The organism is Pseudomonas sp. MWU16-30316, assembly GCF_020515645.1.
Lineage (GTDB): Bacteria > Pseudomonadota > Gammaproteobacteria > Pseudomonadales > Pseudomonadaceae > Aquipseudomonas > Aquipseudomonas cerasi.
Map to the genome: position 1 here is coordinate 238,991 of NZ_JAIZAZ010000005.1, position 13,761 is coordinate 252,751.

The window sequence follows — 13,761 nt, forward strand, 5'->3', positions numbered from 1 at the left end:
CCGTTTACGCGAGGTGGCTTTTTTTTGCTCAAAGGTCGAACCCGTCCACAACGTTGCGCCGCTCGTTGTCACTGCGCATGTCGTAACTGGCGGTGGTCGAGATGTGCGTGTGGTGCGCGAGCTTCTGGGCAATCGACAGATCGAACTCTTCGATCACCCGGGTGATGAACGAGCGTCGAAAATCGTGGGGCATGATGTTCACGCCCACTTGCCGCCCACGCTGCTTGGCGATGAAGTAAATGGCATGTTTGGTGATTCTGTCGCGGGTGATATGGCTGCCACGGCGGATCCGGTTGAACAGGAACGGGTCATCGCCCTGCCCCGGCGGGAGGCACGACCGGCGCAACGCCAGCCAGTCGTTCAGCGCCTTGAAGGCCCATTCGGGGGCGTACTTGATCAGTTGCTTGTTGCCTTTGCCCAGCACCCGCAGGCTGCGCTCGGCGAAATCGATCTGGGAAAGGTCGAGGTTGACCGACTCGGACTTGCGCATCCCCGAGCCATACAGGATGGCAATGATCGCGGCATCGCGACGCCCTTGTGGCCTGGGGTCGGCAGCACAGGCTTCCATCAGCTCGCGAATCAGCGTGCGACGGATGTTGCGGCCCTTGACCAATCGCGTGCCGCTGACCGGTTTGATCGAGCGGATTTTCAATAACTGATCGTGGCTGATCAGGTCGTGCCGCCAGGCTTCGTTCATCACCCCGCGAATAGCGTTCACATACAGCGAGGTGGTATTGGGCGCATAGTCATCCTGACGCAGCGTTGCGACCAGCGCGGTAACGTGGCCAGGTTGCAGGGTGTGCCAGGGAATATCATGAATATCGACGTCAGCCATGCCCAGCCGGTCTGCCGCATCCTGCAGAACGTAGGTCATGGTCAGGCGGCTTGAAGGTGCCAGGCGGTCGAGGTAGAGGCGCAGCGGCTTGTTGACGTCGGGCAGCGAAGGCTGGCTGACAATACGTGCGTCCTGGTCGGTGTGAGGGTCGTGCGGCATAGGGAGCGACGCCTTTTCTGGTGCAAGCGCGTGCCAACAGCCACGGCGCTTTTCATTCGTATTCAGGCGACCGACTTTAGCACGGGGGCTCTGGCGCTACACCTGCGCTGCAGCGCACCGCCTTCCCGGTCAAGCAACGCCCGGTAACATCCTGCCGCTTGAACGACGCGTCGCCTGAGATAGCCTTGGCCGTCCTTTCCGCCACCGAAGGTCGGCGCGTACCTTGATTCCGTCCTATACCAGCAAAACAAGTGGTCGTCGTGAAGCGGCGGCCAGTTTCTGGTTGCTGACTTACCAGCTCAGTCAGCGCAGCGAAGCCGAACGCCTGACGAACATTCAGGCGGGCTTTGCGCCGCGCTGGATCCGTGCAGTCCGGGACGCGCTGGCCCTTGGTCCCCGGCAAATGGAAGCGCTGTTCAACGCATCGATTTCAACCCTCGAACGGCGCCAGCGCCAACAGCAGTCACTGGACCTGGTGGCCTCCGAACGCCTGGACCGTGTGGCGATGATTGCCAGCCACGCTCTGCAGGTGTTTGCAACGCCCGAGCGTGCCGGCCAATGGCTGGTTACGCGCAACACGTCACTCGGCGGTCGCACGCCGTTGCAATTATGCGAAACCGGGCTCGGCACGACGCAAGTGCATCGCGCACTGGTCGCACTCGAGTGTGCCAGTGCCGACGCGCCGTGATTCACTCAGCGTGCAGTATCCACCACGATCCGGCCACGAACCTGCCCTGCAATCAATTGCGGCGCGAGGTCGATCACCTCGCTCAGGCCGACTTCACGGCTGATCAGCGGCAGCAACGACATGTCCAGGTCGCTCGCCAGCCTCGACCAGGCTTCCAGCCGGTCCGCGCGCGGGCGGGTCACGCTGTCGATACCCGCCAGCGTGACACCGCGCAGAATGAACGGCGCAACCGAACCCGGAAACTCCATGCCCTGCGCCAGACCACAGGCCGCCACCACGCCGCGATAACGAATACCGGCGCACACATTGGCCAGTGTATGGCTGCCGACAGAGTCGACTGCCGCCGCCCATTGCTCCTTGGCTAGCGGTCGCCCAGGCTGCGAGAGGGTTTGCCGGTCAATGATCTGTGCCGCGCCGAGTTGCTGCAGGTACTCGCTTTCCGAAGCCCGCCCTGTGGAGGCAATGACCCGATAGCCGAGCCTGGCGAGGATGGCGATGGCAAAGCTGCCGACCCCACCATTGGCGCCGGTGACCAGCACATCACCGTGGTCCGGGGTCAAGCCGTGCTTTTCCAGTGCCAGGACACTGAGCATCGCGGTGTAGCCCGCCGTGCCGATGGCCATCGCCTGCGCCGGCGTGAAGGCCTGCGGCAGAGGAATGAGCCATTCGCTCTTGAGTCGGGCCTTCTGCGCCAGGCCGCCCCAATGCCCTTCACCGACACCCCAGCCATTGAGCAGAACCTTGTCCCCGGCCTTGAATTCAGGGGTGTCGCTGGCTTCGACCGTACCGGCCAGGTCAATACCCGGCACCATCGGAAAGCTGCGCACGATCGGGCTCTGACCCGTGATCGCCAGCGCGTCCTTGTAATTGAGCGTGCTGTGCGACACGTCGATCGTCACGTCGCCCGTGGGCAGCCGCGCTTCGTCGATGTCGGTCAGATTGACGTGGTAGCCCGCCTCATCCTTGTCGATCAAGATGCCCTTGAACATATGCGCCTCCAATTTAGACTGGTCGTCTTTAAATAGCCCTGAAGAGAAATCATTGCGGCAAACCACGAAGGTAGCCGGCGATGAACGTGTTCAATGGTGTAGCGCTTTTGACCAGCCGGGCGCGCAGCACTGCGCCTTCCCAGCCGATCCAGAAAAACGCGGCCAGCTCATCGCAATCAGCGTCTGCAGCCAATTCGCCCATTGATTGCGCAGACCTCAGACAGCCCGCCAGCTTTGACTGCCAGTCCAGCAGCGTCTGTTCCAGTACCTCTCGAAATCCGTCCGGCAAGAGACTGATTTCCTGGCCCAGATTGCCGACCATGCAACCGCGTCGGTAGTCGTGTCGCGCCATACCGCCCTTGGCGCTCTGCACAAAGCCGACCAGTCGTTCCAGTGGCGAAAGCGCCTCATCCAGCAGCCAGCGGTCCAGCCGCTGTGCGAAATAGCGCGCGTACTCATCCAGCACCGCCCGGCCGAAGGCTTCCTTACTGGGGAAATAGTGATAGAAGGAGCCTTTGGGAATGCCGACTTCCTTGAGGATGTAATCCAGCCCCGTGGCCGAAAAGCTCTGTTCGGTGAGCACTTCCAGACCGCGGCGCAACAGCGCCTCGCGGGTCTCGAGGTTATCGCGATCAACCTTCGGCGGCCGGCCGGGACGCCGGGGCCTGGCGAGTGAGGGAGTGGGTAGTGGGATAGTTGGCTGAGTCATGCCTGAATAGTAGACCGATCGTTTTTTATGTCAACCGAATGGCCCTGCCGGCTTGTCGACGCTCGCCGTTGCGTTTGCCATTCACACCATTCTCGCGCTCAATGAGCGTTTGCCGAATGCCTGCCGGAGAATCCCATGAGCCAATGGCCAGATAGCCGCATCATTGACCTGTTCGCCATCGAACTGCCCCTGTTGCAAGCCCCCATGGCGGGCGCCAGCGGATCGCAGATGGCCATTGCTGTGGCTCAGGCTGGCGGCTTGGGGGCATTGCCCTGCGCCATGTTCACCCCTGAGAAAATCGATCAGGAAGTCGCGACTTTCAGACAGCAGACCGGCAACGCCCCGCTGAACCTGAATTTCTTCTGCCATCAGCCTCCGGCCGACGATGCCGAGCGTGCTGAACGCTGGAAGCAGTCGCTCAAGCCGTATTACGAGGAACTGGGTGCCGATTTCGATGCGCCAACACCTGTCTCCAACCGCGCGCCTTTCGACAGTGACAGTTGCACGCTGATCGAACGATTGAGGCCGGAAGTGGTGAGTTTCCATTTCGGCCTTCCGCAGCCATCGTTACTGGATCGGGTCCGGGCCACCGGTGCGAAGATCATCTCGTCAGCCACCACAGTCGAGGAAGCGGTCTGGCTGGAGCGACACGGCTGCGATGCGGTCATTGCCATGGGCTATGAAGCAGGCGGCCATCGGGGGCTGTTTCTCAGCGATCAACTGCACACACAGGTCGGCACCTTTGCGCTGGTGCCGCAAATCGCTGACGCGACAAGTATCCCGGTCATCGCGGCAGGTGGCATTGCAGACGGTCGCGGGGTCGCAGCAGCATTTGTCCTGGGCGCTTCGGCGGTACAGGTCGGAACCGCGTATCTATTCTGCCCGGAAGCCAGCGTCAGCGCCCTGCACCGCCAGGCGCTATACGATGCCTCGGGCAGCCAGACCGCTCTGACCAACCTCTTCACCGGGCGCCCGGCGCGAGGCATCGTCAACCGGATCATGCGCGAGGCAGGCCCCATCAGCCCGCTAGCCCCGGCATTTCCGTTGGCGGGCGGTGCCTTGATGCCGCTGCGCGCGCAGGCGGAAAAACTGGGCAGCAGTGACTTTGTGAACCTCTGGGCAGGCCAGGCAGTCGGTATCAAACATCAGCTGGGGGCCACCGAACTGACGCGGCAACTGGCTGAAAACGCGCTGAAAATTCTGTCTCCGCAATAAAACAGTGCTTTCAGAACAATAGGCTGACGCTATATATTTATCTATATAGCGAAACGCCCTTATCTCGATGGCGTGCGTTTTCATCATCAAGGAGCTGTTTCATGCGAACGACCACGCTGCGCGCCATTCTCAAGTTCTCCGTGCTGGCCTTGGCCGCCTCTGCTGCAGCCCATGCGTCTGCCGACGAAGTGCAGGTCGCCGTGGCGGCCAATTTCACCGCGCCGATCCAGGCGATAGCCACTGACTTCGAGAAGGACACCGGCCACAAGCTGGTCGCTGCGTTTGGCGCTACCGGTCAGATCTATACGCAGATCAAAAATGGCGCGCCGTTCGAGGTGTTCCTCTCGGCTGACGACACGACACCCGCAAAACTCGAGCAGGAAGGCGACACCATCAAGGGGTCGCGTTTCACCTACGCGGTAGGAACGCTGGCGCTGTGGTCAGCCAAGGATGGTTATGTCGACAGCAAGGGCCAGGTGCTCAAGGCCAATCAGTATCAACACTTGTCCATCGCCAACCCCAAAACCGCTCCCTACGGCCTGGCAGCAACCCAGGTGCTGAGCAAACTGGGCCTGACCGAAGCCACCAAAGCCAAGATCGTCGAAGGTCAGAGCATTACCCAGGCCTACCAGTTCGTGTCCACCGGCAATGCCGAGCTGGGTTTCGTGGCCCTGTCGCAGGTCTACAAGGATGGCAAGTTGACCGGCGGCTCGGCCTGGATCGTACCGGATGACCTGCATGACCCGATCAAGCAGGACGCGGTCATCCTTAACAAAGGCAAGGACAGCGCCGCTGCCAAGGCGCTGGTCGAGTACCTCAAGGGCCCGAAAGCCGCCGCGATCATCAAGTCCTTCGGATACCAGCTGTAAATGCCGCTGGGGAGTGCCGACATCGCGGCGATCTGGCTGACGCTGAAACTGGCGTCGCTGACCACCGTTATCCTGCTGATTATCGGCACGCCCATCGCGCTGTGGCTGGCGCGCACTGATTCATGGCTGAAGGGGCCGATTGGCGCAGTGGTCGCCCTGCCCCTGGTGCTGCCGCCAACCGTTATCGGTTTTTACCTGTTGCTGCTGCTCGGGCCTAACGGTGCGGTGGGTCAGCTTACCCAAAGCTTGGGGATGGGCACGCTGACTTTCAGCTTTGCCGGGCTGGTGATTGGCTCGGTTCTGTACTCGATGCCTTTCGTCGTGCAGCCGCTGCAGAACGCGTTTGCAGCGATCGGCACCCGCCCTCTGGAGGTCGCATCCACCTTGCGGGCCGGCCCTTGGGACACTTTTTTCCACGTGATTCTGCCACTGGCAAAGCCGGGGTTTATCACCGCGGCGATCCTCGGGTTCGCGCACACGGTCGGCGAGTTCGGTGTGGTGCTGATGATCGGCGGCAACATTCCCGAGAAAACCCGTGTGGTGTCAGTGCAAATCTTCGATCACGTCGAATCCATGGAGTACCTGCAAGCGCACTGGCTGGCCGGCGCGATGCTGGTCTTTTCCTTTCTGGTGCTGCTGGCGTTGTATTCCAGCGGCAAATCCAAAACGGCATGGAGCTGAGTCATGGCGTCGCCGATAGAAGTCCGCCTGCAAATGGCTTACCCGGATTTCACCGTCCGTACCGACCTGAGACTGCCGGGTTCGGGCATTACCGCGCTGTTCGGGCCTTCCGGCTCGGGTAAGACGACCTGCCTGCGCTGCATCGCCGGTCTGGAAAAATCCGATCAGGGCTTCATCCGCGTTCACGAGGAAGTCTGGCAAGACACTGAAAAAGGTATTTTCCTGGCTCCGCACAAGCGGGCGATCGGCTACGTGTTTCAGGAAGCCAGCCTGTTCCCGCATCTGTCGGTACGGGACAATCTGGAGTTCGGGATGAAACGTATCCCGCGCCAGCAGCGCCGCATTCAACTGCCGCAGGCCAGCGAATTGCTCGGCATTGATCATCTGCTAGAACGCAGCCCGGACAAGCTGTCCGGTGGCGAGCGCCAGCGCGTAGGCATCGCACGCGCGCTGCTGACCAGCCCGCGGCTGATGCTGCTCGATGAGCCGCTGGCGGCGCTGGACACCCGGCGCAAAAGTGAAATTCTGCCGTACCTGGAGCGCCTGCACCGGGAGCTGGACATCCCCATGCTGTACGTCAGCCACGCTCAGGATGAAGTCGCACGCCTGGCGGACCACTTGGTACTGCTCGATGCAGGCAACGTGCTGGCCAGCGGTCCGATCCACGAAACCCTGGCGCGGCTGGACCTGCCTCTGGCGATGGGCAGTGATGCGGGGGTGGTCATCGAAGGCACGGTCAGCGCCTATGATCACCATTACCAGCTGCTCACCGTGACGCTGCCCGGCAGCAAACTGAGCATGCGCGTCGCCCACGTGCAGATGCAGGTCGGCACCCTGCTGCGCATCAAGGTCCAGGCCCGGGACGTCAGCCTCAACCTGCAACCCGATTACCAGAGCAGCATCCTCAACCGCTTGCCGGTCACGGTGATCGAGGAAGCGCTGGCCGACAATTCGGCGCACGTCCTGGTCAAACTGGACGCGGGCGGCACGCCGCTGCTCGCGCGCATCACTCGCTATTCCAGCGACCAACTGAACCTGCACAGAGGCCAGTCGCTCTGGGCGCAGATCAAGGCGGTCGCGGTGCTGGCCTGACCTTTCGAAAAAAACCGCCACGCAGCAAATAAACGGCACCACCGTAAAAGGCCGAGGTCAGTGTTTTTAACTGCCTTTGGAACTTAGCCATGCCTGACTCGACTGCCATCAGCCAGCCCGCCAGTGAACTGCATTACGTAGACGACACTCAACCGGGCCTTACACGCAAGGTACTGCGCGGCAAATTCGCGTACTTCGACACTAACGGTCAGCGCATCAAGGACGAGTCGGAGATCAAGCGCATCAACGCTCTGGCAGTGCCGCCCGCCTACACCGAGGTGTGGATCTGTGCCGACCCGTTGGGTCACCTGCAAGCCACTGGCCGCGACGCCCGCGGGCGCAAACAGTATCGCTACCACCCGCGCTGGCGCGAAATACGTGATCAGGACAAATACTCGCGGCTGATCGAGTTCGGCCATGCGCTGCCCAAAGTGCGCAAGCAGATCGAAGCACAGCTCGCCCAGCCGGGCATGGGCCGGGAAAAAGTCATGGCGACGGTCATTTCATTGCTGGACGCCACTCTGATCCGCATCGGCAACAGCCAGTACGCCAAGGAAAACCGTTCGTACGGCCTGACCACCCTGCGCAATAAACACGTCGAGGTCAAAGGCGGTCAGATCCTCTTCGAATTCCGCGGCAAGAGCGGCGTCGAGCACAAGGTCAGCGTCAAGGATCGACGTCTGGCCAACGTGATCAAGCGCTGCATGGAGCTGCCCGGACAAAACCTCTTCCAGTACCTGGACGAAGACGGCGTGCGCCACGCAGTGACCTCATCCGATATCAATGCCTACCTGCAAAGCCTCACCGGCTCGGACTTCACGGCCAAGGACTACCGAACCTGGGCGGCCAGCGCGCTGGCGCTGGCAACGCTGCAAAAACTGCACTGGGAGCCCGAGGCCGACGCCAAACGGCACATCGTCGACATGGTCAAGGCAGTCTCGAAACAACTGGGCAATACACCCGCTATCTGCCGAAAATGCTACATCCACCCTGCGGTTCTGGAGGGCTTCCTGCTTGGCAACCTGGCCAAACTCCCCCGCTCCCGACAACGCAAAGGCCTGCGCTTGGAAGAAGTCGCCCTGGCAAGCTACCTGCGAATACTGGCTGACAAGGTCGAGGCCGTGGTTAACGATGCGGTGGTGAAAGACAGCAAAGCCTGAGCCGCCCGACCACGGCATCAGCCTTTGCTGCAACAAAATTTCGTAGCCTCATGATTTGCCAAGCATTTCTGACAGACAAAAAAGCAGCGTCTTGCACCCTTCGAGACGCTTTCAAGCTTGCTTCATGGGGGCCGGGTGTATATATTCCCTGCTCTTGGCGCTACCGCCCCGATGGCGAAATTGGTAGACGCAAGGGACTTAAAATCCCTCGTCCTTTGGACGTGCCGGTTCGACCCCGGCTCGGGGCACCACATATATGAAGGGCTTACTGGGCATTTTGCCGGGTAGGCCCTTTTTGTTTTGGTGCGGAAAAATAGTCGTGGTCCGCAACTCCAAAAAACTCCTTTTCCGGCGCTCTGCCGACGAACACCACTCTCCAAATCTGAAGCACTCAAGCACTGCACGCCCTCACCGCGATTAGGGGTCACTCCACGTACGTCAAGTACACCAAAAAAGTTCATCGCCACCATGGTTCCATTCAGCGAGATTTCGAGGCAATAGCAGATACCAGGCACGGTCATGTAGATCCCGGCTCTAATGTCTACTTTTCCCTAAATACACTTGTGCAGATTCGATCGACAACAAATGCCATCGCGATCATCCAGCCGAGGAAAAATATTGTCCGTGTGTCGTGATCTATTCCAGGAATCTCGAATCCCAGCCATGCACCTGCGAACATCAGCGGCATAAACAAAGCAAGGGCAAGCAATCGTTCTAAAAGTCGACCCACACTTGAAACTCCACATAAAAAAACGTGGGTTGTTTTAAGCCTTTTCATGATGCAAAAAAAGCCCGGCGCTGAGGCCGGGCCTTCTGATCATCAATTTCTTCTCTGCGCAGGCCTTGTAGTATAAGCGGGGGTAATACGTCGCTGGACGCTTGCACCCTACCCTTCACATCCGTCGCCTCACTCTCCGAACGCGGCCACATCTTAAACAGAGCGGATCCAGGAGTCATCAAGGCGCAGAGCTTACACTGCTGGCCGAATGAGCCTTACTCACCAAAATCAACATCAAACGCCTGATAAAATGCTTTATCGGTTTCGGCGACGATCCAAGCAAGAAGAATGACATGATGTCCGTGTTTATCGCTGGGTAATGTTGCTTTTGTAATCTCTGCGGGCTGAAGCTCATCCCGGTGTTTATCAAAAGGACTCAACGGCGAGATATCGCTCCACATCAACCCGTCTTGACCGTCCGCTTTGAAGTGGTTATCACTGACGTAGTTCTTTCCCTGGAAGGCCTCCCGGCTAATGGGTTTGCTTTCATCCCAGCCGTCTTTGGTAATAAACCACCGGTAGCCGCGTGTGACATGTACGGCATGGTACGCCCATCTAACTTCAAACTCGTCTCCACCCGCAACGCTCAACCGAGGCCACTTTTCAGCCGTACCATGACCTTTTTGCGTTATTTCCTCAATGATCCCGACATCCGTCAGGTTCAAGCATTTACGCCGATCATCTTGCCCCCCGCTCAGTATGAGTCCGTCTGGTGGCGGGTTGGCAAGCGGCGGCGCTGACGCAGGCGGATCGAGATTAATAGGCTCATCGACGCCAGGGAAGTCGTGCGCAAGACCAAATGTCTCGTCTGGAAAGTTTTTGCCTCCTTCCATAGCGACCACCTCCCACTCCAGCAACAGCCCTTTGGATATGGCATAAGAACCACGGGATTCGGGACTGGTTACCATGCCGTGTCTGGGTTGTGCGCTATCAGATGTACTCATGTCCATATCCTCAATTATTGAATCAGGCATCCTTTGCCTGTTGCACAATTGAAGACCTGCTTTCATGAACGGAATAGCTAGCAGTTCAGCGAGTAGATTTTTCCGTAAAACCCTGAACCAAGGGTGCGGGAAGCTAACCAAGCCGGCCCGCTCGCCACTCCATACTCGGCAGCAGCGTTTCAGAGCATCACGTTTATGCGAAAGACGTTATGCTCAGGGTCCAGCAGCACGGCCTGATACCAGTTGTAATAGGTCAGGTACGGTTCCTTGATCAGTTTCGCGCCCTGCGCCACTGCCAGCGGCACCAGTCGGTCCACCTCGGCTTGGCCGGACACGTCGATGTTCAGCAAAAACCTGCACCCCGTGCTGCCTGCAAATGCTTCCAGGCCAAGCAGCTCGTACGCATCCAGTGCGTTGAAACCAATGCAGGACTTGCCGGTGTCCAGCCCGCGAAAGATGGGTGACCTGATGGCCTCGATTTCGCGAAAGCCGAACAGGCTCGAGTAGAAGGTGCTGAGGCGGACGATGTCCTGCGCGAACACGTTGACGTAAGACAGTGAGTTCATATCAGGCCACCTTGCTGCCGCCAAAAGTGGTCTGCTTGACGAACTTGGACAGCAAATGATCGCCTGATGTCACCGGCGCATGCCGAGGCGTGGCGCCAGACGGCAGGCAGCCTGGCAGGCATTGAATTAACGTGTCGTAGTTGGGTTGATGGAAGAACACCAGAGACTGTCGACGGTTGTCCTGCTCGCTGGTCATCGGCGGGTTGACCACTCGATGCAGTGTGGAAATCCACTGGTCGTTGGTCCACTGCATCATTAGATCGCCAATATTGACCACAAAACCATTCTCGACATACGGCACATCGACCCACTCGCCTTGACGATTACGTACTTGCAAGCCGCCCAGCGCGTTATCGGGGCGCACGATGGTCAGGCTGCCGTAGTCGGTATGCGCACTCGCGCGTAATTGACCAGCCTCGACTTCGGTCTTGATGTCCGGATAACTCAGGCTGCGGAACATGCTGATATGCCGGTCGATCTTGTCATCGAAAAAATACTCATCCAGTTCCAATGCCAAGGCAAACAGGCGCATCAGCGATTGGGCCAATTCGCTCATGGCATCGAAATAGGCCTGATAAGCCTCCTTGAATCCGGGCAGCAGGTTTTGCGCAGGCCAGACATTCGGTGCGAAGTGCGAGCCGGCCTGGGCATTGTGATAATAATCTTCATCCGGCACATCGCTCGGCCCGATGGAGAAAGACTCCTTGAGATCCCCCGGCGCACTTTCCTCCAGAGAATAGGAAAGGCTCTCCTCGGCCACCGCACTGTAACCCCGCACCATCTCCGGGCTGGGCCGATCTACCTTGCGCTTTTCCGACAGCGGCAAATCAAAGAATTGGCGGGTCAAACGCGAGACCCTGTCGATAAGCTCTCCGGGAATCTGATGCTCGGTAATGACCAGAAACCCGATATCCCTGCACGCCTGATTGACTGCCTTGGCTACGGCAGCCTTACCGTCCGGGTCTTCTGAGAAATAGGGGGCCAGGTTGATAATGGGCACATATTGCAGAGTCATACGGCTGTTTCCTCTCGCTGACACGCTGCTGGAAAGGCTCACCAACAAGGGTGAAGGTCAGCGAGGCAAGAGCAGAAAGCATGCCACTGGAAGAATTCATCGCTCATACAAGCAGTTAGCTGGTTCGACCGTTAAAACCGGATCAAACGGTCTGAAACAGAACGCATGGTTTGAATGCACAGGCCTGAAAAACGGGCCAGAATTGCGCACATTCGACCCGCTGTTTTCAGGCGTTTTCAATGCGCTGGATGACGTCGGCAGTCGTTGTCACTTCGCCAAACTCATAGGCAATCGTCGTCAGCGATATTCGCTGTACCTCTTCGGCTGAAACAGCGCCGAACCCGACATCCGGGTAGTCCATTGCAGCGTTGGCGTCGCTCAGGGCGATGACTTTGTATTCTCGATGCACCCCGTCCCTGATCGTGGTTTCACAACACACATTGGTGACCGTACCGCAGACGATGATGGTGTCGACATCCCGCGCACGCAGCACGGTGTCCAGGTCCGTGTTATGAAAGCCGCTGTAAAACAGCTTGTCGACAATCACATCACCCGACCGAGGCGCTAGCGCTTCGATGACCTCAACGTCCGGATCATGCCGTGCCAGTATCTGGTCCACATTCGGATAAAGATCACGCATGCGTCCGGTATCAGAACCATCGCCGCGCACGATATGGCGAAGATAAACCACCGTCACCTGCGCAGCCCGTGCGGTTTGCAGCAGCATCTGAATGGGCTGGACGATGCCCGCAGTACTTTTTACGTACAACGCCCCGGTGGGCTCACAAAAGACCTTTTGCATGTCTACAACGATGACCGCCGTTCTGCGCGGAATGATCGGCCAGCGGACAAGGGGTTTGCTCATGGGACTTACCTCGATTGAGCCTGACAGGCTGGATAGCCTTGCCAAGCAATAATCGTGCTGTATGTCTTCAGGGCATCTGTATGGAAGAACTGCGCACCGGTCACGCGGCAGTGCAGAGTATGTGCCTCGCGCGACTGAGTTTCCGTCCTAAACGCATCGAAAATACAAGGAGCGTTATTATGAAGCCGGGGTTCGTAAAGCAAAAACCGTCAGGCAGGTTTCATCTGAAAACCCATGGCATGCTACTGCTGGCACTTGCCTTGACGGGGTGCGGAACGATCAACACTACGTTCAGACCCGATTCCGTCGCAGGTGAAAAGCTCACTGACTGGAAATCAAATTGCTCCTCCATTCCGCGCGTTTACAGCGGGGTCATGCTCGATTTCTGTGAACTGAACGCCGAGCCCAAACAGAGTAGCGCTTATCAGAAGACCAATGCGCCCGAGTGGGTTTTACTGGACATGGGCTTATCAGGCATCGTCGATACATTGCTCCTGCCTTACACGATTTATCAGCAAAACCAATACGGTTATATCAACGCAAGCCGCTTTAAATAGCGGCTGAGCTCGGCTTTCGGAACCCATCACTTTCATCGCGCCCGATAAAAAACCCGCAGACGTTAATCTGCGGCGTTTTGAATGGTGGGAGCACAGGTGGGAATCGGATCTGCAGAAACGCCTCAATTGCGCAAAAAGCATCAAACGAAAGCTCAGGAATCCTTGAAGTTCTTCAACTCCATTTTGGCATTGGCTATCAGGTCAGGCGTCATTGGCCTTCCCTGCCTGTCCAGAAGTATCGGGGTGCATGCGCATCGGCAGCGCACCCGATTATCCCCTTCTGCCCACCAATCGAGCATCTGCTGCCCCGTGAACAACGCGCCATGTCGTTCGATATGATGCTCCCGACTGGTGGATGTCAACGCGGACAGGTGCATGAATTTCACCGGCATCCCGAGGCGCTCTGAGTCGGCGATGTCGTTCTGCAACTTGCGAATCCGCATTTCATGAAGTTCGGAATCAGAAATTCTACCGACCAAGGCTGAGCCCTCGTTAAGACACACATGAAATTAATAGACCACTCAAGCAACTCACGCCACTTTCCAATCGTGTATGAGCCAGCCCTTTTGTTTGCTGGCTGAGCGCGGTGCCTATGAATGATTTCAGTGTCCCGGAGTTGTCCTGATCAGATGGAAAAAT

Annotated in this window: 16 protein-coding genes and 1 tRNA gene; 8 read left to right on the forward strand and 9 right to left on the reverse strand. The window is 58.3% G+C overall.

The annotated features are described in order from the left end of the window. Nucleotides 1–28: 28 nt before the first annotated feature. Nucleotides 29–994, reverse strand: coding sequence for a tyrosine-type recombinase/integrase (locus LCH65_RS17810; RefSeq protein WP_003370754.1), 966 nt, complete (start codon nucleotides 992–994; stop codon nucleotides 29–31). 223 nt (nucleotides 995–1,217) lie between these two features. Here LCH65_RS17810 and LCH65_RS17815 point away from each other — a divergent pair, with 223 nt between their 5' ends. Beyond that, nucleotides 1,218–1,682, forward strand: coding sequence for an antitoxin Xre/MbcA/ParS toxin-binding domain-containing protein (locus LCH65_RS17815; protein ID WP_226439685.1), 465 nt, complete (start codon nucleotides 1,218–1,220; stop codon nucleotides 1,680–1,682). Between the two features lie 5 nt (nucleotides 1,683–1,687). Here the strand turns inward: LCH65_RS17815 and LCH65_RS17820 are convergent, their stop codons facing one another. Both LCH65_RS17820 and LCH65_RS17825 read right to left on the reverse strand, forming a co-directional pair. Continuing rightward, nucleotides 1,688–2,671 (reverse strand): MDR family oxidoreductase, encoded by a 984-nt coding sequence (locus tag LCH65_RS17820; RefSeq protein WP_074806396.1) that lies wholly within the window; start codon nucleotides 2,669–2,671, stop codon nucleotides 1,688–1,690. A 49-nt stretch (nucleotides 2,672–2,720) separates the two neighbouring features. Then, the gene (locus tag LCH65_RS17825) at nucleotides 2,721–3,380 is read right to left on the reverse strand and encodes a TetR/AcrR family transcriptional regulator (protein WP_044308005.1); all 660 of its coding nucleotides are present in this window, start codon (nucleotides 3,378–3,380) and stop codon (nucleotides 2,721–2,723) included. A gap of 135 nt (nucleotides 3,381–3,515) precedes the next feature. Between LCH65_RS17825 and LCH65_RS17830 the strand changes: the two genes are divergently transcribed. The 6 genes from LCH65_RS17830 (at nucleotide 3,516) to LCH65_RS17855 (ending at nucleotide 8,648) form a co-directional block, all read left to right on the forward strand. Continuing rightward, the gene (locus tag LCH65_RS17830; protein ID WP_058396874.1) at nucleotides 3,516–4,595 is read left to right on the forward strand and encodes a nitronate monooxygenase; all 1,080 of its coding nucleotides are present in this window, start codon (nucleotides 3,516–3,518) and stop codon (nucleotides 4,593–4,595) included. A gap of 101 nt (nucleotides 4,596–4,696) precedes the next feature. After that, nucleotides 4,697–5,464: a molybdate ABC transporter substrate-binding protein gene (gene modA, locus LCH65_RS17835; protein ID WP_046719347.1), complete on the forward strand. Its 768-nt coding sequence runs from the start codon at nucleotides 4,697–4,699 to the stop codon at nucleotides 5,462–5,464. Then, nucleotides 5,465–6,145, forward strand: coding sequence for a molybdate ABC transporter permease subunit (gene modB / locus LCH65_RS17840; RefSeq protein ID WP_003435467.1), 681 nt, complete (start codon nucleotides 5,465–5,467; stop codon nucleotides 6,143–6,145). 3 nt (nucleotides 6,146–6,148) lie between these two features. Next, a complete protein-coding gene (gene modC / locus LCH65_RS17845; protein ID WP_054080969.1) occupies nucleotides 6,149–7,237 on the forward strand; it encodes a molybdenum ABC transporter ATP-binding protein in 1,089 nt (362 codons plus the stop codon). An 89-nt stretch (nucleotides 7,238–7,326) separates the two neighbouring features. Beyond that, nucleotides 7,327–8,397: a DNA topoisomerase IB gene (locus tag LCH65_RS17850; protein WP_003435474.1), complete on the forward strand. Its 1,071-nt coding sequence runs from the start codon at nucleotides 7,327–7,329 to the stop codon at nucleotides 8,395–8,397. Nucleotides 8,398–8,562: 165 nt separating this feature from the next. Then, nucleotides 8,563–8,648 (forward strand) — tRNA-Leu (locus LCH65_RS17855). A gap of 290 nt (nucleotides 8,649–8,938) precedes the next feature. Here LCH65_RS17855 and LCH65_RS26335 read toward each other — a convergent pair. The 5 genes from LCH65_RS26335 to LCH65_RS17875 all read right to left on the reverse strand — a co-directional run bounded on the left by LCH65_RS26335 (nucleotide 8,939) and on the right by LCH65_RS17875 (nucleotide 12,565). Next, entirely contained in the window at nucleotides 8,939–9,127 is a 189-nt protein-coding gene (locus LCH65_RS26335) for a hypothetical protein (protein WP_003370737.1), read from the reverse strand. A gap of 263 nt (nucleotides 9,128–9,390) precedes the next feature. Then, nucleotides 9,391–10,149: a lytic polysaccharide monooxygenase auxiliary activity family 9 protein gene (locus tag LCH65_RS17860; protein ID WP_060707867.1), complete on the reverse strand. Its 759-nt coding sequence runs from the start codon at nucleotides 10,147–10,149 to the stop codon at nucleotides 9,391–9,393. A 149-nt stretch (nucleotides 10,150–10,298) separates the two neighbouring features. Then, a complete protein-coding gene (locus tag LCH65_RS17865; protein ID WP_226439686.1) occupies nucleotides 10,299–10,685 on the reverse strand; it encodes a glyoxalase in 387 nt (128 codons plus the stop codon). Nucleotide 10,686: 1 nt separating this feature from the next. Beyond that, nucleotides 10,687–11,700 (reverse strand): 2-oxoglutarate and iron-dependent oxygenase domain-containing protein, encoded by a 1,014-nt coding sequence (locus LCH65_RS17870; protein ID WP_226439687.1) that lies wholly within the window; start codon nucleotides 11,698–11,700, stop codon nucleotides 10,687–10,689. A gap of 226 nt (nucleotides 11,701–11,926) precedes the next feature. Next, nucleotides 11,927–12,565: an isochorismatase family cysteine hydrolase gene (locus LCH65_RS17875; protein ID WP_003370729.1), complete on the reverse strand. Its 639-nt coding sequence runs from the start codon at nucleotides 12,563–12,565 to the stop codon at nucleotides 11,927–11,929. Nucleotides 12,566–12,744: 179 nt separating this feature from the next. Between LCH65_RS17875 and LCH65_RS17880 the strand changes: the two genes are divergently transcribed. Continuing rightward, nucleotides 12,745–13,122 carry a YceK/YidQ family lipoprotein gene (locus tag LCH65_RS17880; protein WP_044307998.1) on the forward strand — a complete coding sequence of 126 codons (378 nt, stop codon included), beginning with the start codon at nucleotides 12,745–12,747 and terminating at the stop codon, nucleotides 13,120–13,122. Between the two features lie 152 nt (nucleotides 13,123–13,274). On the opposite strand, the gene LCH65_RS17885 is transcribed toward LCH65_RS17880, so the two are convergent. Further along, nucleotides 13,275–13,565, reverse strand: coding sequence for a hypothetical protein (locus LCH65_RS17885; RefSeq protein WP_032609754.1), 291 nt, complete (start codon nucleotides 13,563–13,565; stop codon nucleotides 13,275–13,277). Nucleotides 13,566–13,761 lie beyond the last annotated feature (196 nt).